The organism is Cellulosimicrobium sp. I38E (assembly GCF_001647255.1).
In the GTDB taxonomy this organism is placed as follows: Bacteria; Actinomycetota; Actinomycetes; order Actinomycetales; family Cellulomonadaceae; genus Cellulosimicrobium; species Cellulosimicrobium cellulans_E.
Genome location: NZ_LUAZ01000061.1, coordinates 50,204 through 70,380, shown reverse-complemented (window position 1 = coordinate 70,380; position 20,177 = coordinate 50,204). Strand labels below are relative to the sequence as shown.

The following is a 20,177-nucleotide window of genomic DNA, read 5'->3' as shown; positions in this document are numbered from 1 at the left end:
ACCCTAGCCCAGGTCGGCGCCCCACCAGAAACCCGCTCCGGTGAGGGCGATTCGGCCCGGGCGCCGCGGTCCGGTATCCTCGTTGCGCTGCTGTCGGTGCGCCCTGGGCGCGTCCGGCCGTCGCACCAGGAGGATTCGCCTAGTGGCCTATGGCGCACGCTTGGAAAGCGTGTTGGGTTAACAGCCCTCGGGGGTTCGAATCCCCCATCCTCCGCAGACCGAAGGGCCCGCCGCACTCGCGGCGGGCCCTTCGTCGTCGCCCGGCGCACGGCGTCGAGGCACCGGCACCGAAAAGGCCCGTCGCACGAGTGCGACGGGCCTCTCGACGTCCCGACGGTCCGACGCGCCGGGACGTGGCGCCGGCGGTGCCGCCGACGGCTACCCCCAGCCTACGGGTGTCTGGCCCGGAACGGCAGGGGTCTCTCGCCCCGAGTGCCCGTGATCTGTGCGACCTGGGCGGCCCGGACCCCCTGGCGAGGGGTCAGACGACGTGGCACGGGCGCCCTCCGAGGGTCACGAGCTGCGGGTCGGCACCCGGGGTGCCCGACGCGACGAAGCCGAACGTCGTGGTCGCGCCCGGCCGTACGGTCGCGTTCCACGACAGGCTGTGCGCGGTGACCGCGTCACCGTCGCGCCCGGCCCGCGCGCCCCACACGTCGGTGAGCCGCTGGTCCCCGTCGGGGGTCCAGCGCAGCTCCCACCCGTCGAGCGGCGCCGTGCCGGTGTTGCGGAGCTCGACCTGGGCGATGAAGCCGCTGCCCTTCTTGCCCTGCCACGTCCCGTGGACGGTGTACGCGACCTCGCAGGTCGGGCGCTCGACGGGGGGCACGGCGAGCGCGAGGAGCTCGGCCGCCTGCTCGACGAACCACTGCCCCGCGGCCGGGTCCTCGATGCCGCGGGCGGGGTCGAGCGGGCCGCCGGTGCCCCGGTAGCACTTCCCGTCGGACTCCCCCGGCACCTTGATCCACAGGTAGGCGTCGACGAACGGGTCGCCGGTGTCCGTCGTCGGCCGCTCGCCGAGGCCCCGGTCGGGCGGGTTGCACCACACCTCCGGGTCGGGGAACGCGCCGGGCGGCGCGGTCCACGGGCCCTGGCCGTTGCGGCTCGTGTCGATGACGACGTGCTTCTGCACCGCCGGGTCGCGCACGACGCCCGTGTCCGCGTACGCCTGGGCGTACGCGGCGTCGGTGAGGCCCCAGGTGGAGAAGTCGTCCGGGTTCGCCGGGTAGTACTGGCTCGCGCACCACGCGGGCTCCCACCAGCTGTTCACCGACAGGTTGACGCAGTCGCTGATCCACGTCCCGTACTTCACGAGGCGCTCGGTCTCGACGTAGTTGGACGCGTTGACGAACACGCCGTCGGCACGCTCGACGCCCGCCTTGATCAGGCGGTCGGTGATGTCGCCGACCCCGAGCCACCCGCTGTGCGTCCCGTCGAGGTACACGGACGTGGCCGGGAGCGCCGTGAGCGCGTCGACGGCGTGGTTGAGCTGGACGAACCGGTCCGCCGCGGCGGTCTCCGGGTCGAGCTCGGCGGGGCGGCACCACTCCGCGTTCCCGTTGATGTCGGTGTACCAGGGGATGATCCCGAGCCCGTCCGGCTCGAGGATCACGATCGCCGGGTCGTCGCCGATCCCCTCGGCGACGGCGTCCACCCACGCCGTGTAGGCGGCCGTGTCCGCGGCGCCGCCCGCGGAGTACTGCGCGCAGTCGCGGAACGGGAGGTTGTAGACGACGACGGTGGGCACCGCGCCGTCCGTCGCGGCCGCCTGCACGACGGACGCGACGTCGTCGCGCACCTCGTCGGGCGTGCCGCCGGTGAACCACGAGGCCGACGGGAACGACCCGAGGAGCTGGGCGTCCGCGCGCGCCTGTCCCGTGAGGGTGGCGGCGGCCTGGAGAGTCGTGGAGAAGGGGTCCACGTAGAGGCGGGTCTCCGGCCCGACGACGTCGTCCGCCGCGGGGGCGGCCGTCGCCCGGGGCGCGGCGGGGGTCGGGGCGGCGCCGGCGCTCCCGCCGACGACGAGCAGCGGGGCCGCGAGCGCGAGCCCGGCGGCGGCGGACAGGACGGCACGACGTCTCATGCGGATCTCCTTCGATCGACACGGGGTGCGGGACGACGGATGGAAGCGCTCCCATCGCGTCGTGACCTCCACTCAACCGGCCCCGGCCAGCGGCGTCAAGGGGTGCGCCGCGGCAGAGCGCTCCCCCGTGGTGGACAGGCATTGAACAAGTGTTTAGTCTGTTGAACGTGCGTTCAGACAAACCCTCACCGACCGGCCGCGCCCGCCCCGCGCCGTCGACCACCGACGACCTGACGACCCGCGCCCGCATCCGCGACGCCGCGATCTCGCGGTTCGCGCGCGACGGGTTCGGCGCCCCGCTGCGCACCATCGCCGCCGACGCCGGGGTGAGCGCGGCGCTCGTCGTGCACCACTTCGGGTCCAAGGACGGGCTCCGCCGCGCGTGCGACGACTACGTGTTCGACGCCGTGCGCGCCGCCAAGACCGACGCCATCTCGCCGCAGGACCCGGCCGCCGGGCCGATGGCGCTGTTCACCCAGCTCGCCGGGATCGAGGACTACGCGCCCGTGTTCGAGTACACGCTGCGCAGCCTCCAGGCGGGCGGGGACCTCGCGCGGTCGTTCGTCGAGCACCTCACGCAGGTCACGCTCGAGTACATGGAGTCCGGCGTCGCCGCCGGCGTCATCCGCCCCAGCCGCGACGAGGCCGCCCGCGCGCGCTACCTCGTCTCGCTCTCGCTCGGCTCGCTGCTGATCGACGGCGCGCTGCGCGAGCGGAGCGAGCCGCGCGACCCCGAGGCGGACCTCCGCGAGTACGTCGAGCGCGTGATGCTCCCCGCGCTCGAGGTCTTCACCGAAGGACTCTTCGTCGAGCCGACGCTGCTCGACGCCTACGTGCAGCACACCACCCACCAGGAGGAGACGCGATGACGAGCACGACCCCCGCCGTCGAGGTGCACGACCTGCGCAAGGCCTTCGGCCACGTGCAGGCGCTCGACGGCCTCGACCTCACCGTCCGCGCGGGCGAGGTGGCCGGGTTCCTCGGACCGAACGGCGCGGGCAAGTCGACCACCATCCGGGTGCTGCTCGGGCTGCTGCGCCCCGACTCCGGCAGCGCCCGGCTGCTCGGCGGCGACCCCTGGCACGACGCCGTCGACCTGCACCGGCGCCTCGCGTACGTGCCCGGCGACGTCAACCTGTGGCCCAACCTCACCGGCGGCGAGGCGATCGACCTGCTCACCCGCCTGCGCGGGAGCGTCGACCCGCAGCGCAAGAAGCTGCTGCTCGACCGCTTCGAGCTCGACCCGTCGAAGAAGGCGCGCACCTACTCCAAGGGGAACCGGCAGAAGGTGGCGCTCGTCGCGGCGTTCGCGTCCGACGTCGAGCTGCTCGTCCTCGACGAGCCGACGTCGGGCCTCGACCCCCTCATGGAGTCCGTGTTCACGCAGTGCGTGCGCGAGGTGACGGCCGAGGGCCGCTCCGTCCTGCTCTCGAGCCACATCCTGGCCGAGGTCGAGAAGCTCTGCGACACCGTGACGATCATCCGCGCGGGCCGCACGGTCCAGTCGGGGACGCTCACCGAGCTGCGGCACCTCACGCGGTCGTCGGTCACCGCCGTGACCGAGCGCGACCCCTCGGCGCTCGACGCGCTCGACGGCGTGCACGACCTCGTCGTCGAGCCGGGCGCGGACGGCACGCGGGCGCGGTTCGACGTCGACAACGACCACGTCGAGGCCGTGCTGCGCGCGCTCACCGACCTCGGCCTGCGCTCCGTGACGGTCAACCCCCCGTCGCTCGAGGAGCTGTTCCTGCGCCACTACGGCGACGAGCTCGCCGTGCTCGACGGGGCGGGCGCGCTGTGAGCGCCCCCGGGTCCGCTCGCACGGCGGCACCACCGAGCAGGCGGCGCGCCGCCGTCGCGCCCGAGCCGCACCGGCGCGGCCGCGCGGCCACGGGCTGGACCACGCTGCTGCGCTTCGTGCTGCGCCGCGACCGCGTCCGCATCCCCGTGTGGACGGCGTCGATCGCGCTCCTGTTCGGGTACGCGGCCGTCGCGCTCGACACGCTCTACCCCACCGCGGCCGACCGCCAGGCGCGCGCGGCGCTCGTCTCGAGCCCCGCGGGGATCATGCTGTCCGGACCGCAGTACGGGATCGAGGACTACACGCTCGGCGCGATGATCGCGAACGAGATGGCGCTCACCGTGATGGTCGCCGTCGCGATCATGAGCATCTCCCTCGTCGTGCGGCACACGCGCGCCGAGGAGGAGACCGGGCGGGCGGAGCTCGTCCGGGCCGGCGTCGTCGGGCGCCACGCCCCCGCGACGGCGGCGTTCGTCGCGGCGCTCGTCGCCAACGCGGCGATCGCGCTCGCGACGGGAGCGGTCCTCGTCGCGACCGGGCTCGACGCCGTCGACTCGTTCGCGCTCGGCGCGGCCGTCGGGGTCACGGGGCTCGTGTTCGGCGCCGTCGCGGTCGTGACGAGCCAGGTCACCGAGCACGCGCGCGCCGCGAGCGGCCTCGCGCTCGCCGTGCTCGGCGTCGCGTTCCTGCTGCGCGCCGTCGGCGACGTCCAGGAGGAGCACGGGAGCTGGGTCTCGTGGCTCTCCCCCATCGGCTGGGCGCAGCAGATCCGCGCGTTCGTCGACCTGCGCTGGTGGCCCCTCGGCCTCTCGGTCGCGCTCGTCGTGCTGCTCCTCGCCCTGGGCGCGGCGCTCGCCGCGCGTCGCGACCTCGGCGCGGGCCTGGTCCCTCCACGCGCGGGCCGGCCGGACGCCGCCGGGTGGCTCGCGAGCCCGCTCGCCCTCGCGTGGCGCCAGCAGCGCGCGTCCGTGGTCGCGTGGGCCGTGGGGGTCGGCGTCACCGCGCTCGCGTGCGGGACGTTCGTCGACTCCGTGGGCGACATGGTCGCCGACAACCCCGAGATCGCGCAGATGCTCGGCGACGCCACCGACCTCGTGGGCGGGTTCGTCGCGATCATGGCCCTCTTCCTCGGGCTCGGCGCGGGCGGCTTCGCGGTCGCGTCGGCACAGCGGGCCCGCGGCGAGGAGACGGCGGGGCGGCTCGAGCCCGTGCTCGCGACCGGGGTCGGGCGCGTCCGCTGGCTCGGGGCCCAGCTCGTCGTGACCCTGGTCGGGACGTCGGTGCTGCTCGCCGTGAGCGCCGTCGGGCTGTGGCTCGGCGCGCTGAGCGTCGGGGAGGACGCCTTCGGGTTCGGCGACTACCTCGCCGCGTCGTTCGCGTACCTCCCGGCGATCGCGGTCGTCGCGGGCGTCGCGGTCGCGGCCTTCGGCTGGCGTCCGGGGCTCGCGGCGCTCGCCTGGGCGCTCCTCGCCTACTCGTTCGTCGTGACGATGTTCGGCGCCCTGCTCGACCTCCCGTCCTGGGCCAGCGGCGTCTCGCCGTTCTGGCACGTCCCCCAGCTCCCGGGGGCCGACGTCGAGCCGTGGCCGTTCGTCTGGCTCACGCTCCTCGCCGTGGCGCTCGTCGCGCTGGGCCTGGTCGGCTTCCGCCGCCGCGACGTCCCGCGTCCCTGACGCGAGACCGTCGCGGCCTCCGGCTAGGCTCGATCCACCTTTTCCGACCACGGAGGTGACGGTCATGTCCACGCCCGACCGGAGCGACGCGACGCGCTCGGCCAGGGCCACCCTGCACGAGTGGGTCGCCGCGATCCCCACCCAGGAGCCGAGCCGAGGGCCGGACGGCGCCGCGGGCGTCCCCGACCCGCGCACGTGGGTCGCGGCGCTCGCGCTCGAGGGGACGTGGCTCGGTCTCTACCAGGACGCGTACGACCTCACCGAGGCCGAGTGGGAGGACCTGATCGGCGACCTCTCCCGGTACGCCGACGTGCGGCCGCCGGCGAGCGCCGTCGTCTTCCGCGACGTGGACCTCGACGAGGACCCGTTCCGCGACGACGAGCGCCCGCTCGTGGACGCCGTGCTGCGGGTCGCGCTCGAGGAGGGGGTCGAGAACGTCACGCTCGCCGCGGTCGCCCGCCGCTGCGAGCGCAGCGAGTCGACGCTGCGCTCGATGTTCGGCGACGCGGAGACGCTCGTCGACGACGTCGCGCTAGAGGTCCTGCAGTCCGGGTTCGACGACCTCTCGCCGCTGCGCCTCGACCCGTCGCGCGCGGCGGTCGCGGCGTCGGTCGCCGCGCTCGACGACTCGCGCAAGGCCGCGGCGCTCCTGCGCCTGTACGCGCTGGGCGGGGTCGCGCGCGACGACGTCCCCGAGGGGCAGCACGCGGTGCACGCGCTCGTGCTGCGCGCGTGGCGCGAGGAGGGCGCGCCGTCGTCGCTCGTGCTCGCGGCGCTCGCGTGCGACGGCTGGCGCGCGGGCGAGCTCCAGCGCGCGCTGCTGTTCCCGCCCGCGCTGCCGGGCGCCGTCGTGCGCGAGCTCGCGCGCGTCGTGGACGACGCGTCGGGTCACTCCTCGAACCGGTAGCCGATGCCGGGGCTCGTGATGAGGTGGCGGGGCACCGCGGGGTCGTCCTCGAGCTTGCGGCGGAGCTGCGCGAGGTAGACCCGCAGGTAGTGGGTGTCGCGCGTGGCGGTCGGCCCCCACACCTCGCGCAGCAGGTGCTCGCGCTCGACGACGCGGCCCCGCTGCGCGACGAGGATCTCGAGGAGCGCCCACTCCGTGGGGCTCAGCCGCACCTCGGCGCCGCGCCGCAGGAGGCGGCGTCGCGCGAGGTCGATGTGCAGGTCGCCCGCCTCGACGACCGCGGACCCGTCGCGCGCGGAGCCGGCCGAGCGCCGGACGGCGGCACGCAGCCGCGCCATGAGCTCGGGCATCGCGAACGGCTTGGTGACGTAGTCGTCGGCGCCGGCGTCGAGCGCGTCCACCTTGTCGTCACCGAGGTGGCGCGCGGAGAGCACGACGATCGGCACCGTGCTCCAGGCCCGCACGGCCCGGATGACGTCGAACCCGCTGAGGTCCGGCAGGCCGAGGTCGAGCAGGATGACGTCGGGGGTGTCGGTCGCGACGAGGTCGATGCCGGCCCCGCCCGACGTGGCGGTGCTGACCTTCCAGCCGTGGGTGCGCAGCGTGATGGCGATCGCGCGCAGCAGGCCGGGGTCGTCGTCGACGACGAGGACGTGGTGGGTCGCCGGGTCGTCGCTCACGCGCGCTCCTCCCGCTCGGTGCGTGCCCCCGGCTCGCGCGGCGGCGCGACGGGGACGGTCAGGACCATGGTGAGGCCTCCGCCCGGGGTGTCCTCGGGGACGAGGGTCGCACCGACGGCGCGGGAGAACCCCCGCGCGACGGCGAGCCCCAGCCCCACGCCGTGCCCGCCGGCGTCCCCGAGCCGCTGGAAGGACTCGAACATCCGCTCCTTGGCGTCGTCGGGCACGCCCGGCCCGAGGTCGACGACCCGCACCTCGACGATGCCGCCTGACGCTGACGCCCGGACGCGGACGGGCTCCTCCGGGGGCGCGAACCGCACGGCGTTGGCGACGACGTTCGCGACGACGCGCTCGAGGAGGCCGGGGTCGGTGCGCACGAGGGGCAGGTCCTCGGGCACGTCGAGCGCGACGCGCGGGCCGTGCGGCTCGACGGCGACCGGGACGATCTCCTCGAGCGACACGTCCCGCAGGACCGGGGCGACGGACCCCGTCTGGAGGCGCGAGAGGTCGAGCAGGTTGTCGATGAGCTGCTCGAGCCGCTCGGTCTCCGACGCCGCGGTCTCGACGAGTGCCGTCCGGTCCTGAGGCTCCAGGACCGCGCCGGGCGAGCGCAGCCCGTCGACGGCCGCGCGGATCGCCGCGAGTGGGGTGCGCAGGTCGTGGGAGACGGCCGCGAGCAGGGCGGTGCGGGTCGCGTCCGCCTCGGCGAGGACGGCCGCGTGCGCGGCCTCCTCGCGCAGCCGCCGGTACTCGAGCACGATGCCGGCCTGCGCGCCGAACGCCTCGAGCACCTGGCGGTCGCCCGCGGGCAGCGGACGGCCGTCGAGCACGAGCCGGAGGTCGTCGTCGACGCTCACCACGGTCCGGGTCTCCTCACCGTGTCCGTGGCCGCGCCGGGCGCGACGGACCGGGCTCGTGGTGTCCGTGCTCGCGGTGCCCGGGATCCCGGTGTCGACGGCGCGGTCCGCGACCGCGACGGTCGACCACGCCTGGGCCCGCCCGTCCGTGCGCGCCCGCTCCTCCAGCGCGACGCGGCGGAGCTGGAAGGTCTGGGCGAGGCGCGCGACGACGGCCTCGGCCGTGTCCTCGCCGGACAGGACGGACCGGGAGAGGGCGGCGAGCGTCGACGCCTCGGCGCGCGCCCGGTACGCCTGGACCGTGCGGCGCGCCGAGAGGTCGACCACCGACGCGACGGCGGCCGCGACGAGCGCGAACACGAGGAGCGCGAGCAGGTTCTCCGGGTCGGCGACGGTGAGCAGGCCGGTGGGCGGCGTGAAGAACCAGTTGAGGCAGAGGAAGGAGACGACGGCGCAGGCCAGAGCGGGCCACATGCCCCCGACGAGCGCGACGCCGACCGACAGCGCGAGGAAGAGCATGACCTGCGTCGGGAGACCGACCGCCTCCCGGCCGGCGTCGAGCAGGGCGGTGAGACCCATCGGGCCGGCGACGGCGAGGACGAAACCCGCGACGCGCCGTCGGGCGGACAACGGGCTCCAGCCCCGACGGGCGACCCTCCCGGACCGCGCGCGCTCGTGGGTGACGAGGTGCACGTCGAGCGAGCCCGAGAGCCGGGCGATCTCCGCGCTCGTCGAGCCGAGGAACGCCTCGCGCCATCGCGAGCGCCGTGAGACGCCGACGACGACCATCGTCGCGTTGGCGCCGTGCGCGAAGTCGACGACCGCCGACGCGACGTCCTCCCCGACGACCGTGTGGAAGGTGCCGCCGAGCGACTCGACGAGCGCGCGGTCGGCCGCGATCGCGGCGGGCGACGCCGTGGGCAACCCGTCGGTCGCGAGCACGTGCACGGCGAGCAGCTCCGACCCGGCCGCCCGCTCGGCGATGCGGGCGCCGCGCCGCAGCAGCGTCGCGCTCTCCGGCCCACCGGTGACGGCGACGACGACGCGCTCGCGCGCGGGCCAGGTCCCCGAGATCGCGTGGTCGGCGCGGTAGCGCGTGAGGGCGTCGTCGACCCGGTCCGCGAGCCACAGGAGCGCGAGCTCGCGCAGCGCCGTGAGGTTGCCCTCGCGGAAGTAGGCGGAGAGGGACGCGTCGATCTGCTCGGCCCGGTAGACGTTGCCGTGCGCGAGCCGTCGGCGCAGCGCCTGGGGAGAGAGGTCGACGAGCTGGATCTGGTCGGCCTCGCGCACCACGTGGTCGGGGACGGTCTCGCGCTGGCGGACGCCCGTGATCGCCTCGACGTCCTCGGTGAGCGACTCCAGGTGCTGCACGTTCACCGTCGTCACGACGTCGATCCCGGCGTCGAGGAGGTCGTGCACGTCCTGCCACCGCTTGGCGTGGCGCGAGCCGGGCGCGTTCGTGTGCGCGAGCTCGTCCACGAGCGCGACGTCCGGGCCGCGCGCGACCACGGCGTCGACGTCGAGCTCGGTGAGCTCGACGCCCCGGTGCCCGACGGCGCGGCGCGGCACCACCTCGAGGTCGCCGATCTTCGCCGCCGTGGCCGGGCGCCCGTGCGTCTCGACGAGGCCCACCACGACGTCGGTCCCGCGGGCCCGGCGGCGCACCGCCTCGTCGAGCATGGCGAAGGTCTTGCCGACGCCCGGCGCGGCGCCGAGGTAGACCGTCAGCCTCCCCCGGCGCCGCCCGTCAGGCGTGTCGGCACTCATGTGCGCAGTCCATCACGCCGCACGTCAGGACGCGTCCGAGCCGGTGGGCGCGAGGCTCTCGAGCGCGAGGTTGAGCGCGAGCACGTTCACGCGCGGGTCGCCCAGCACACCGGCCACGCGCCCGGCCGCGGCGTCGTCGACCAGCGCGCGCACCGCCGCGGGGTCGAGCCCGCGCGCCGCGGCGACGCGCTCGACCTGCTGGTCCGCGTAGGCGGGCGACACGTGCGGGTCGAGTCCCGAGGCCGACGCCGTCACGGCGTCCGGCGGGACGCTCGCCGAGTCGACGCCGTCCTCCGCGGCGACGGCCGCCCGGCGCGCCTCGATCGCGGCGACCAGGTCGGGGTTGTTCGGCCCCAGGTTCGACCCCGCGGACGCGAGGGTGTCGTAACCGTCCCCGGCCGCGGACGGGCGGCCGTGGAACCACTCGGGCGCCGTCCCCGGCTCGCCGAACGCCTGGCCGACGAGGGCGGACCCGACGACCGGGGCGCCGTCGGCCCCCGTGTCGTCGACCGACGAGGCCCGCGTCCCGTCCGCGCGGACGAGCGAGCCGTTCGCCTGCCACCCGAAGGCGGCCTGGCCGACCCCCGTCACCGCGAGCGGGTACAGCCCGCCGAGCAGGACGGTCATGAGGAGCAGGACGCGCAGCCCCGCCCACGACTGGCGGACGAAGGAGACGGCGCCGCCGGCGGTCGACGGACGGGCGCCGGACGGGACCTGCGAGGAGGTGGGCACGGGAGTTCCTTTCGGCACCGGGCTCAGAAGCCCGGGAGGAGGGAGACGAGGAGGTCGACGAGCTTGATCCCGACGAACGGCGCCACGAGGCCGCCGAGCCCGTAGACCAGGAGGTTGCGCCGGAGCAGCGCCGACGCGGACGCCGGGCGGTACCGCACCCCACGCAGCGCCAGCGGGACGAGCACCACGATGATCAGCGCGTTGAAGATCACCGCGGAGAGGATCGCGGACTGGGGGCTCGACAGGCGCATGACGTTGAGCACCTCGAGCGCGGGGAACGCGCCCAGGAACATCGCGGGCAGGATCGCGAAGTACTTGGCGACGTCGTTCGCGACGGAGAACGTGGTCAGCGCGCCGCGCGTGATGAGGAGCTGCTTGCCGATCTCGACGATCTCCAGGAGCTTCGTGGGGTTCGAGTCGAGGTCGACCATGTTGCCCGCCTCCTTCGCGGCCGTCGTCCCCGTGTTCATCGCGACGCCGACGTCGGACTGGGCGAGCGCGGGCGCGTCGTTCGTGCCGTCGCCGGCCATCGCGACGAGGCGCCCGCCCTCCTGCTCGCGCCGGATGAGCGCGAGCTTGTCCTCGGGCGTGGCCTCGGCGAGCACGTCGTCCACGCCCGCCTCGGCCGCGATGGCCCGCGCGGTGATCGCGTTGTCGCCCGTGACCATGACGCTGCGGATGCCCATCGCGCGGAGCTGGTCGAACCGCTCGCGCAGCCCGTCCTTGACGACGTCCTTGAGCCGGACGACGCCGAGCACCCGCGCCGGGCCGTCGCCCACCTGCTCGGCGACCACCAGCGGCGTGCCGCCCTGCCCGCTGACCGTCTCGACGTGCGCCGCGAGCTCGTCCGTCTCCGGGCCCGTCACGCTCCCGCCCGTGGAGTGCACCCAGCGCTGGACCGCGGAGCCCGCGCCCTTGCGCACGCGCCGCACGCCGCCGTCGGGCAGCGGCAGGTCCACGCCGGACATCCGGGTCTGCGCCGTGAACGGGATGAACTCCGCGCCGGCGGTCTCGCGCACCAGGTCCGCCGCCGGACGCCCGTCCGTCGACGTCACGAGGTCGACGATGCTGCGCCCCTCCGGCGTCTCGTCGGACAGGGAGGCCAGGCGCGCCGCGTCGGCGAGCTCGCCCGCGCCCACACGGCCGACGGGCAGCACCTCGGTCGCGAACCGGTTGCCGTGCGTGATCGTGCCGGTCTTGTCGAGCAGCAGCACGTCGACGTCGCCCGCCGCCTCGACCGCGCGCCCGGACATCGCGAGCACGTTGCGCCGGACCAGGCGGTCCATGCCCGCGATGCCGATCGCGGACAGCAGCGCGCCGATCGTCGTCGGGATGAGGCACACGAGGAGGGCGACGAGCACCACGAGCGACTGCCGCGCCCCCGAGTACACGGCGAACGGCTGGAGCGTCGCGACGGCGAGGACGAACACGATCGTCAGCGACGTGAGCAGCACGTTGAGCGCGATCTCGTTCGGGGTGCGCTGGCGCTCGCTGCCCTCGACGAGCGCGATCATCCGGTCGACGAACGTCTGGCCGGCCGGCGCCGTGATCCGCACGACGATGCGGTCGGACAGGACGACCGTCCCGCCCGTCACGGCCGAGCGGTCGCCGCCCGACTCACGGATCACCGGGGCGGACTCGCCCGTGATCGCCGACTCGTCGACCGACGCGACGCCCTCGATCACGTCGCCGTCGCCCGGGATCGTCTCCCCCGCGACGACCACGACGACGTCGCCCACCCGCAGGCTCGACGACGGCACGTCGACCGTCGGCAGCAGGTGCAGGCTCGACCCGGCCGCGAGCGTGTCCGCCGGCGCGTCCACGCGGCGCGCCGTCGTGCTGCGCTGCGTCGCGCGCAGGCTCGACGCCTGCGCCTTGCCCCGCGACTCCGCGACGGACTCGGCGAGCGTCGCGAACAGGACCGTCGCCCACAGCCACGCCGCGACGAGGACCGAGAACAGGTCCGGGTCCAGCGCGGCGAGCACCGTCGTCGCGGCCGCGCCGAGCTCCACGACGAACAGCACCGGCGACCGGTACAGCACCCGCGGGTCGAGCTTGCGCACCGCGGCGGGCAGCGCCGCGCCCACCTGTGCGAGAGACAGCGCCCGCGGGGCACGACGCCCGCCGCCGGGACGGTCGCCGTGCGGGCCGCCGTCAGGCGCACCCGCGGGGGACGCCGGGGTGCCGGGCAGCTGAGGGACGGAAGCGAGCGGCGTGCTCATGACAGGGACTCCACGACAGGACCGAGGGACAGGACGGGGACGAACGTGAGGCCGACGACGACGAGCGCGACCGTGCCGAGCAGGCCGACGAACAGCGGCTGGTGGGTCGGCAGCGTGCCGGCGGACGGCGGGACCGACCGCTGGGAGGCGAGGCGCCCCGCGAGGGCGAGGACGAGCGCGATGGGGACGAAGCGGCCGACGAGCATCGCCAGCCCGAGCAGCGTGTTGTAGTACGGCGTCCCGGCCGACAGCCCGGCGAACGCGGAGCCGTTGTTGTTCCCGGCCGACGCGAACGCGTACAGCACCTCGGTGAGCCCGTGCGGGCCACCCTCCTGCTGCCCGGCGAGCCCGTCGGGCAGGACCACGGACAGCGCCGTGCCGGCGAGCACGACCGCCGGGGTCGTCAGGACGTACAGCGCGACGAGCGTGATCTCCTGGCGCCCGATCTTCTTCCCCAGGTACTCGGGCGTGCGGCCCACCATGAGTCCCGCGACGAACACCGCGACGACGGCGACCACGAGCATCCCGTAGAGCCCCGCGCCCACGCCGCCGGGGGCGATCTCGCCGAGCAGCATCGAGAAGAGCACCACTCCCCCGCCGGGCGCGGTGAGCGAGTCGTGCATCGCGTTGACCGCGCCGGTCGACGTGCCGGTCGTCGCGGTCGCGAACAGGGCGCTCGCGGCGAGACCGAACCGGGTCTCCTTGCCCTCCAGCGCGGCGCCCGCGGCCTGGGGCGCGGCACCCGGCCCGGCGAGCTCCGCCCACGTGGTCAGCGCGAGCGCGACGGCGAACAGCCCGGCCATCGCGCCGAGGACGGCCCAGCCCTGGCGGCGGTCGCCGACCAGGAGGCCGAACGTGCGCGGGAGGGTGAACGGGATCAGCAGGATGAGGAAGATCTCGAAGACGTTCGTGAACGGGTTCGGGTTCTCCAGCGGGTGCGCCGAGTTCGCGTTGAAGAACCCGCCGCCGTTGGTCCCGAGCTCCTTGATGGCCTCCTGGGAGGCGACGGGACCGCCGAGGACGTGCTGCGTCCCGCCGGCGAGCGTCTCGACCGCGGTGTGCGGGCCGAGGTTCTGGATGACGCCGTTCGCCACGAGCACGACCGCCGCGACGAACGCGATCGGGAGCAGGATACGGACCACGGACCGGGTGAGGTCGGTCCAGAAGTTGCCGATCCGCGCGTCGGTCCCGGAGCGGGCGAACCCGCGCACGAGCGCGATCGCGACCGACATCCCGACGGCGGCCGAGACGAAGTTCTGCACGGCCAGCCCTGCCATCTGGAGGAGGTGGCCCGCCGCGGCCTCGCCCGAGTACCACTGCCAGTTCGTGTTCGTCACGAACGAGACCGCCGTGTTCCAGGCACCCGCGGGGTCCAGCCCCGTGAACCCGAGGTTCATCGGCAGGTGGTCCTGGAGGCGGCCCAGGGCGTAGAGGAGGAGGACCGAGGCGAGCGAGAAGCCCAGCAGCGAGAAGAGGTAGGTGCTCCAGCGCTGCTCCGCGTCGGGGTCCACGCGCGCCAGCCGGTAGCCCGCGCGCTCCACCCGCAGGTGGCGCGACGAGGTGTACACGCGCGCCATGTACGCGCCGAGCGGCGCGTGCACCGCCGCGAGCGCCGCGACGAGGAGCGCGACCTGACCGACGGCCGCCCACACGACCGCGGCGTCGACCGTCGTCTCCACGGCGCTCACCGGGCCCGGTCGCTGCGGAGCAGCGCGACGAAGAGGTAGCCCAGCACGGCGACGACGGCACCGAGCGCGATCCAGTCGAGGACCATCACCGGGCACCTCCGGAGGAGCCGTGACGACGCGCGACGAGCGCGACCGTCGCGAAGAACGCGACGGTGAGGAGGAGGAAGGCCAGGTCGGCCATGGTGGGAACGCCTTCTCGACGAGGGTCGGCGAGCGCCCGCGGCGGGGCGTCGTGCCGGCGTCCGGAACCCGGGCGCACTGCCGTTCTACGCCCGGCGGGAGGGCTCCGGACGGGGCTCTGACGGAACCTTGACGCCCTCTGCCGGAACCTTGACGGGACGCGTCCCCGACGGGCGGCGCCCGGCTGGCACGATGGCGCCATGCTGAGTGTGCGGGTCACCGCGGGGCACGACCTCGTCGAACGTCTGCGTCCCGTCCTCGACGCCGACCCGACCGTGTGCGACCTGGCCGTGGTTCCCGGCGCGGCGCTCGACGGCCGGGGCGACGTCCTGTGGTTCGAGATGGCGCGGGAGAACGCGAACAACGTCATGCGGACCCTCCGGCACGCGGGCGTCCCGGCCGACGGGAGCATCGTCGTCACGGAGCCGGTGACGGTCGTGGCGGACGCCGCGGTCGCGGCCGAGGAGGCGGCGCCGGGCCACCCCGCCGACGGGGTCCTGTGGGCGCAGCTCGCGGACACGTCGCGCGAGGACTCCCGACCCTCCGCCACGTTCTTCGTGTTCCTCCTCCTCGCGACGCTCATCGCCGGGATCGGGCGGCTGCTGGACCAGCCCATCCTCATCATCGGGGCCATGGTGGTCGGGCCGGAGTTCGCCCCCATCGCGGCCATCTGCTACGCGGTCGTGCGGCGACGGCGCGGGATCGCGGGGTCGGCGCTGGCGACGCTCCTCGGCGGGTTCGCGGGCTGCGCCGCGGTCGCCTGGGCCGTGTGGAGCCTCGCATACGCGGCCGGTCTCATCACCTACGAGCAGGCGACGACCGGACCGCAGACCGAGTTCATCGTGTCGCCCGACGCCTGGTCGTTCGTCATCGCGCTCCTCGCGGGCGTCGCGGGTGTGCTCTCCCTCACCACCTCCAAGTCGGCTGCTCTCGTCGGCGTCTTCATCTCCATCACGACCGTGCCCGCTGTCGGGGCCATCGGCCTGACGCTCGCCGTCGGGGCGTGGGACGAGGCGCTCGGCGCGGGCGTCCAGCTCCTCGTGAACGTCGCCGGGCTGCTCGTCGCCGGGGTCGTGACCCTGTTCGTCCAGCTCCACCTCGGACGCCGGCTCGGCCGGCGGCGACTGCTCAGGGCCCGACCGGACGGGCCGCCCGACGCCGCCTGACGCGGAGGACCCGGGTGCTCCACGTGGGGAGATCGTGACGACTGCGTGACCGGCACCGCGCCGACCCGGGCGAGGAGCGGGGTCCGGCCTCTAGGATGTGCCGCATGATCTTCAAGGCCGTCGGCGACGGGCGCCCCTACCCGGACCACGGCCGGGTGACCGCGCGGGACTGGGCCGAGGTGCCCCCTCGTCAGGTGCGCCTCGACGAGCTCGTCACGACCAAGCGCACGCTCGACCTCGACGCGCTCCTCGCCGAGGACTCGACGTTCTTCGGCGACCTCTTCGCGCACGTCGTCGAGTACGAGGGGGTCCTCTACCTCGAGGACGGACTGCACCGCGCGGTGCGCGCCGCGCTCCAGCAGCGCGCCATCCTGCACGCCCGCGTCCTGACCGTGCGATGAGCGCGGGGTCCGGTAGGTTTCTGGCGTGACCACCCGCCCCGACACCGCACGCGCCGAGCGTCGCCGACGCATGCACGAGCGCCAGGCCGTCGTGTTCGGGCTCCTCATCGCCGCGCTCGCCGTCGTCGGGCTGGGTGCGCTGGCCGTCTACACGGGGGCGATCGACGCCCCGTTCGACCGGCCGCTGTCGTCGCCCGAGGCGGTCGACGACCTCGCGGACGTCAAGGTCCCCTGCCTGCCCGAGGGCACGCTCCCGGCGGCGGCGGCCGACGTCCAGGTCAACGTCTACAACGCGTCCGGCAAGGACGCCCCCCTCGGGCGGCTGAACCAGGAACTGCTCACGTCCCGGGGCTTCACGGTGCTCACCACCGGTAACGCGCCGGACCTGGACGGCGACGGCAGCTCGGACGTCGTGGCGCAGACGCAGATCCACTTCGGCGTCACGGGGCTCGCGCAGGCGTACACGCTCGCGGCGCACTACGACAACCCGGGCCTGGTGCTCGACACGCGCGAAGCCTCCACCGTCGACCTCTACGTGGGGGCCGACTTCGAGGACGTCGTGGACCCCGAGCTCGTCGGCCTGTCCAGCGACGTGCCGCTCGAGAGCCGCGCCGGGTGCGTCGCGATCGAGGAGATCACCCCCCAGCCGCTGCCCGTGCCGCCCGCGGAGGGCTGAGCACGTCCCTCGCCCGGCGCCCCGCCGAGCCTGACGACCGCCGAACGGTACCCATGAGCACCCTGCCCCTCCGGCCCGCCCGGACCACCGACCCCGACGAGGTCGACCGCCTCTACGAGATCTGCCTGCGGACCGGCGCGTCCGGCGCGGACGCGACCTCCCTGTACACCGACCCGCGGTTGCTCGGCGAGGTCTACCTCGGGGCGTACCTCGCCCTCGAGCCGTCGCTCGCGTTCGTCGTCGAGGTCGACGGCGTGGCCGCGGGCTACGTGCTGGGCGCGCGCGACACCGCCGCGTTCGAGGCGCGGTCCGAGCGGGAGTGGTGGCCGCCGCTGCGCGAGCGGTACCCGCTGGGCAGCTTCCCGGAGGGCTCCCGCGACGAGGCGCTCGTCCGTCAGATCCACCGCCCGCACCGCACCGACCCCTCGGTGCTCCCCGACTACCCGGCGCACCTCCACGTCGACCTGCTGCCCGTCGCGCAGGGCGGCGGCAACGGCCGCCGGCTGATGGACGCGCTGTTCGACGCCCTGCGCGCCGCCGGGGTCAAGGGCGTCCACCTCGGCGTTGCAGAGGACAACGTCTCCGCGATCGGCTTCTACGAGCACCTCGGCTTCACCCGCCTCGACGTCGACGAGGGCCTGCTCCTGGGCCTCCGCCTCTGACCGTCCCCCTCTGCCGAACCCGGGATCGCTCCTCACCCGCAGCTCGCCCTGGGGAGAGATCCCGGATTGGTGCCGAACCCTGGATTTCTCCCTCCTGCCGCGCGCACCTGAGGAGCGATCAAGGGTTCGGCATTCCTCTCGCGATGCGAGCCCCGCCTCGTCGGAGTTCACAGTCCCTCCGCTAGAGGGTCCCTTCCACAGGGCCGTCCGGCGAGCTCCTCCGACGACGACAGGTGCGCTGGGATGCGACTTATGCCGCCCCGTTCTCCAGTACCGGAAGCCCTCCGCGCAGTCGCCGCCCAGCAGGAGTCGCTCGTCGGCACGAGGCAGTGCCTCGACGCCGGAGTGAGTCCGAACGTCCTGACCCGGCTCGTCCGCTCGGGGCCCTGGTCACGGGTCACCGCCGGCGTGTACGACCTCGACCCGACCCCCTTGCACGCTCGGCCACCCGACCCCCGACGCCGACGTGCCGCCTGGGCGGCGCTGCTCGCCTTCGGCCCGGAGGCGATCGCCGTCGGGCCGTGCGCGCTCGCGCTGCTGGGCGTCGCCGGCCTGCCCGCACGTGTCGTCCCGCAGGCGACCTTGCCCGGGGCTCGCGGGCTCGAGTCGCGCGACGGCATCCGGTTGCGCATGTTCGACGACGGGATGACGGTCGTGCGGGTGGCGGGCCGGTACGTCGCGGCCCCCGAGTGGGCTCTGGCCCAGGCGGTGCCCGAGCTCGACCGGCCCTGGGCCGTGGCGGTCATGGACTCGGCTCTCCACGTCGGGCTGGTGTCGACCGAAGGTCTCGACCGCGCGCACGACCACGCCCGTGGTCGGCGGGGTGTCGCCCGGACGCACTCGTGGTGGGCCCTCGCGGACGGTCGCGCGGAGTCGCCGCTCGAGACGTGGGTGCGGCTCGACTGCGTCGACGGCGGGGTCTCCCCGGACGAGCTCCAGGTCCCGCTGGTCGGGTCGAGCGGCCGGGAACGGCGCGGCGACCTGGGCTGGCGGCTCGACGACGGCCGCTGGGTGGTCGCCGAGGCCGACGGCGCGGAGTTTCACGACACGCCGAGCGCCGCGTTCGCCGACCGGGAACGGCACAACGACCTCGTGACCGCCGACGTCGCCGCGGTGCTTCGGTTCACCTTCGCCGACACGCGCGTGCCGGGCCGCGCCGCGGCCACGGTCCGCCGCGCGCTCCTGTCGACGGGACGCCGTCGTGCAGCGTGACGTCCCGACGCCCGATCCCGGGATCACTCCTCAGCGAAGGCTTCGGCTGGGGAGAGATCCCGGGTTCGGCGTCAGGCGGAGCCCTGGGTCAGCGGGCGTCCTCGACCGCGTCGTGGACGATCGGCTCGTCGCCGCCGGGGGCCGACGCCGGGCTGGCGGGCTCCTGGGTGGTGCCGCGCCACCGCGCGATGGTCCGCATGAGGTGGTAGATCACGAGCGCGGCGGCCGTGCCGAGCGCGATGCCCGCGAACGTCAGGTCGCCGACGGCCCAGGTGAAGTTGGCGATGCCGACGACGAGCGGCACGGCGGCGGTCGTCAGGTTGACCGGGTTGGAGAAGTCGACCTTGTTCTGCACCCAGATGCGCGCGCCGAGGATGCCGATCATGCCGTAGAGCATCGTCGCCGCGCCGCCCAGGACGCCGGCGGGGATGGTCGCGATGAGCGCGCCGAACTTCGGCGAGAGCGAGAGCACCAGCGCGGTCGCCGCCGCGACCCAGTACGCCGCCGTCGAGTACACGCGCGTCGCGGCCATGACGCCGATGTTCTCGGCGTACGTCGTGGTTCCCGACCCGCCGCCGACGCCCGCGAGCGTGGTCGCGAGGCCGTCCGCGAAGAGCGCGCGGCCGGTGAGGTCGTCGAGGTTCTTGCCCGTCATCGCCGCGACCGACTTCACGTGCCCCACGTTCTCCGCGATGAGCACCAGCACGACCGGGACGAACAGGCCGAGCACAGCGACGTCGAACGTGGGCGTGACGAACTCGGGGAACCCGACCCAGGCGGCCTTGCGCACCGCGTCGAACACCACCTCGCCCTGGAGCAGCGCCGCGACGTACCCGACGATGACGCCCACGAGGATCGACAGACGTCCGAGGATGCCCTTGAACAGGACGCTCACCAGGATGATCGACCCGAGCGTGACGAGCGCCGTGACCGGCGCCTTCTTGAAGTTGTCCCACGCGGCCGGGGCGAGGTTGAGGCCGATGAGCGCGACGATCGTGCCCGTGACGATCGGCGGCATGACGATGTCGATCCACCGCGCGCCCGCGACGTGCACGAGCAGGCCGACCGCGGCGAGCACGAGACCGGTGACGAGGATCCCGCCGACGGCCACGGACTGGCCCTGCGACGCCGTCGCGGCGCCGATCGGGGCGATGAACGCGAAGCTCGACCCGAGGTAGCTCGGCAGCCGGTTGCGCGTGATGAGCAGGAACCCGACGGTGCCGATCGCGGAGAAGAACAGCGTCGTCGCGGGCGAGAACCCGGTGAGCAGCGGCACGAGGAACGTCGCGCCGAACATGGCGACGACGTGCTGCATGCCGATCCCGATGGTCCGCGGCCAGGTCAGCCGCTCGTCCGGGTCGACGACGTCCCCCGGCGCGACCGTCTTCCCGTTCCCGTGCAACCGCCACCCGATGGCGCTCATGTCTCTCCCGTCCGTGAAGTTCGTGTGAAGACCCCCGGAGCAGGGTA

At 74.5% G+C, this 20,177-nt stretch carries 17 protein-coding genes and 1 tRNA gene; 10 read left to right on the top strand and 8 right to left on the bottom strand.

The annotated features are described in order from the left end of the window. The first annotated feature begins 128 nt into the window (after positions 1 to 128). Positions 129 to 214: transfer RNA gene (locus A0J59_RS17510), tRNA-Ser, on the top strand. Positions 215 to 481: 267 nt separating this feature from the next. Here A0J59_RS17510 and A0J59_RS17505 read toward each other — a convergent pair. Continuing rightward, a complete protein-coding gene (locus A0J59_RS17505; protein ID WP_064316956.1) occupies positions 482 to 2,083 on the bottom strand; it encodes a glycoside hydrolase family 6 protein in 1,602 nt (533 codons plus the stop codon). A 167-nt stretch (positions 2,084 to 2,250) separates the two neighbouring features. On the opposite strand from A0J59_RS17505, the gene A0J59_RS17500 reads away from it, so the two are divergent. The 4 genes from A0J59_RS17500 to A0J59_RS17485 all read left to right on the top strand — a co-directional run bounded on the left by A0J59_RS17500 (position 2,251) and on the right by A0J59_RS17485 (position 6,464). Next, the gene (locus A0J59_RS17500; protein WP_053371789.1) at positions 2,251 to 2,952 is read left to right on the top strand and encodes a TetR/AcrR family transcriptional regulator; all 702 of its coding nucleotides are present in this window, start codon (positions 2,251 to 2,253) and stop codon (positions 2,950 to 2,952) included. Next, complete coding sequence (locus tag A0J59_RS17495) at positions 2,949 to 3,884, top strand: ABC transporter ATP-binding protein (protein ID WP_047232294.1); 936 nt, start codon at positions 2,949 to 2,951, stop codon at positions 3,882 to 3,884. The genes A0J59_RS17500 and A0J59_RS17495 overlap by 4 nt, the downstream gene beginning before the upstream one ends. After that, positions 3,881 to 5,557 (top strand): ABC transporter permease, encoded by a 1,677-nt coding sequence (locus tag A0J59_RS17490; protein WP_220084513.1) that lies wholly within the window; start codon positions 3,881 to 3,883, stop codon positions 5,555 to 5,557. Before A0J59_RS17495 ends, A0J59_RS17490 begins: the two co-directional genes overlap by 4 nt. A 64-nt stretch (positions 5,558 to 5,621) precedes the next feature. After that, entirely contained in the window at positions 5,622 to 6,464 is an 843-nt protein-coding gene (locus A0J59_RS17485) for a hypothetical protein (RefSeq protein WP_047232295.1), read from the top strand. On the opposite strand, the gene A0J59_RS17480 is transcribed toward A0J59_RS17485, so the two are convergent. The 6 genes from A0J59_RS17480 to A0J59_RS21710 are packed head-to-tail and all read right to left on the bottom strand — an operon-like array spanning position 6,446 to position 14,496. Continuing rightward, positions 6,446 to 7,144 carry a response regulator gene (locus tag A0J59_RS17480; RefSeq protein ID WP_064316955.1) on the bottom strand — a complete coding sequence of 233 codons (699 nt, stop codon included), beginning with the start codon at positions 7,142 to 7,144 and terminating at the stop codon, positions 6,446 to 6,448. The two genes, A0J59_RS17485 and A0J59_RS17480, sit on opposite strands and share 19 nt — an antisense overlap. After that, the gene (locus tag A0J59_RS17475; protein ID WP_064316954.1) at positions 7,141 to 9,768 is read right to left on the bottom strand and encodes a DUF4118 domain-containing protein; all 2,628 of its coding nucleotides are present in this window, start codon (positions 9,766 to 9,768) and stop codon (positions 7,141 to 7,143) included. The genes A0J59_RS17480 and A0J59_RS17475 overlap by 4 nt, the downstream gene beginning before the upstream one ends. A gap of 24 nt (positions 9,769 to 9,792) precedes the next feature. Further along, on the bottom strand, positions 9,793 to 10,500 hold the full coding sequence (kdpC, locus tag A0J59_RS17470) for a potassium-transporting ATPase subunit KdpC (RefSeq protein WP_082919145.1): 708 nt from the start codon (positions 10,498 to 10,500) through the stop codon (positions 9,793 to 9,795). A gap of 23 nt (positions 10,501 to 10,523) precedes the next feature. Then, positions 10,524 to 12,722 carry a potassium-transporting ATPase subunit KdpB gene (kdpB, locus tag A0J59_RS17465; RefSeq protein WP_064316953.1) on the bottom strand — a complete coding sequence of 733 codons (2,199 nt, stop codon included), beginning with the start codon at positions 12,720 to 12,722 and terminating at the stop codon, positions 10,524 to 10,526. Continuing rightward, complete coding sequence (gene kdpA / locus A0J59_RS17460; protein ID WP_064316998.1) at positions 12,719 to 14,401, bottom strand: potassium-transporting ATPase subunit KdpA; 1,683 nt, start codon at positions 14,399 to 14,401, stop codon at positions 12,719 to 12,721. Before kdpA ends, kdpB begins: the two co-directional genes overlap by 4 nt. A gap of 5 nt (positions 14,402 to 14,406) precedes the next feature. Then, positions 14,407 to 14,496: a potassium-transporting ATPase subunit F gene (locus tag A0J59_RS21710; RefSeq protein ID WP_141389068.1), complete on the bottom strand. Its 90-nt coding sequence runs from the start codon at positions 14,494 to 14,496 to the stop codon at positions 14,407 to 14,409. Between the two features lie 294 nt (positions 14,497 to 14,790). On the opposite strand from A0J59_RS21710, the gene A0J59_RS17455 reads away from it, so the two are divergent. The 5 genes from A0J59_RS17455 to A0J59_RS17435 all read left to right on the top strand — a co-directional run bounded on the left by A0J59_RS17455 (position 14,791) and on the right by A0J59_RS17435 (position 18,707). Beyond that, a complete protein-coding gene (locus A0J59_RS17455) occupies positions 14,791 to 15,756 on the top strand; it encodes a DUF389 domain-containing protein (RefSeq protein ID WP_064316952.1) in 966 nt (321 codons plus the stop codon). 104 nt (positions 15,757 to 15,860) lie between these two features. Continuing rightward, on the top strand, positions 15,861 to 16,157 hold the full coding sequence (locus tag A0J59_RS17450; RefSeq protein ID WP_024841670.1) for a type II toxin-antitoxin system VapB family antitoxin: 297 nt from the start codon (positions 15,861 to 15,863) through the stop codon (positions 16,155 to 16,157). Positions 16,158 to 16,182: 25 nt separating this feature from the next. Next, the gene (locus A0J59_RS17445) at positions 16,183 to 16,833 is read left to right on the top strand and encodes a LytR C-terminal domain-containing protein (protein WP_231581764.1); all 651 of its coding nucleotides are present in this window, start codon (positions 16,183 to 16,185) and stop codon (positions 16,831 to 16,833) included. 53 nt (positions 16,834 to 16,886) lie between these two features. Next, positions 16,887 to 17,495 (top strand): GNAT family N-acetyltransferase, encoded by a 609-nt coding sequence (locus tag A0J59_RS17440; RefSeq protein ID WP_047232301.1) that lies wholly within the window; start codon positions 16,887 to 16,889, stop codon positions 17,493 to 17,495. A gap of 345 nt (positions 17,496 to 17,840) precedes the next feature. Beyond that, positions 17,841 to 18,707 (top strand): hypothetical protein, encoded by an 867-nt coding sequence (locus A0J59_RS17435; protein ID WP_082919144.1) that lies wholly within the window; start codon positions 17,841 to 17,843, stop codon positions 18,705 to 18,707. Between the two features lie 88 nt (positions 18,708 to 18,795). Here the strand turns inward: A0J59_RS17435 and A0J59_RS17430 are convergent, their stop codons facing one another. Then, complete coding sequence (locus tag A0J59_RS17430) at positions 18,796 to 20,130, bottom strand: uracil-xanthine permease family protein (protein WP_064316950.1); 1,335 nt, start codon at positions 20,128 to 20,130, stop codon at positions 18,796 to 18,798. Positions 20,131 to 20,177: the final 47 nt, after the last annotated feature.

Coding starts and splice junctions, on each gene's coding strand:
- A0J59_RS17505 (WP_064316956.1), bottom strand. CDS start 2,083: ATGAGACGTCGTGCCGTCCTGTCCGCCGCCGCCGGGCTCGCGCTCGCG.
- A0J59_RS17495 (WP_047232294.1), top strand. CDS start 2,949: ATGACGAGCACGACCCCCGCCGTCGAGGTGCACGACCTGCGCAAGGCC.
- A0J59_RS17485 (WP_047232295.1), top strand. CDS start 5,622: ATGTCCACGCCCGACCGGAGCGACGCGACGCGCTCGGCCAGGGCCACC.
- A0J59_RS17475 (WP_064316954.1), bottom strand. CDS start 9,768: ATGAGTGCCGACACGCCTGACGGGCGGCGCCGGGGGAGGCTGACGGTC.
- kdpB (WP_064316953.1), bottom strand. CDS start 12,722: ATGAGCACGCCGCTCGCTTCCGTCCCTCAGCTGCCCGGCACCCCGGCG.
- A0J59_RS21710 (WP_141389068.1), bottom strand. CDS start 14,496: ATGGTCCTCGACTGGATCGCGCTCGGTGCCGTCGTCGCCGTGCTGGGC.
- A0J59_RS17455 (WP_064316952.1), top strand. CDS start 14,791: ATGCTGAGTGTGCGGGTCACCGCGGGGCACGACCTCGTCGAACGTCTG.
- A0J59_RS17450 (WP_024841670.1), top strand. CDS start 15,861: ATGATCTTCAAGGCCGTCGGCGACGGGCGCCCCTACCCGGACCACGGC.
- A0J59_RS17440 (WP_047232301.1), top strand. CDS start 16,887: ATGAGCACCCTGCCCCTCCGGCCCGCCCGGACCACCGACCCCGACGAG.
- A0J59_RS17430 (WP_064316950.1), bottom strand. CDS start 20,130: ATGAGCGCCATCGGGTGGCGGTTGCACGGGAACGGGAAGACGGTCGCG.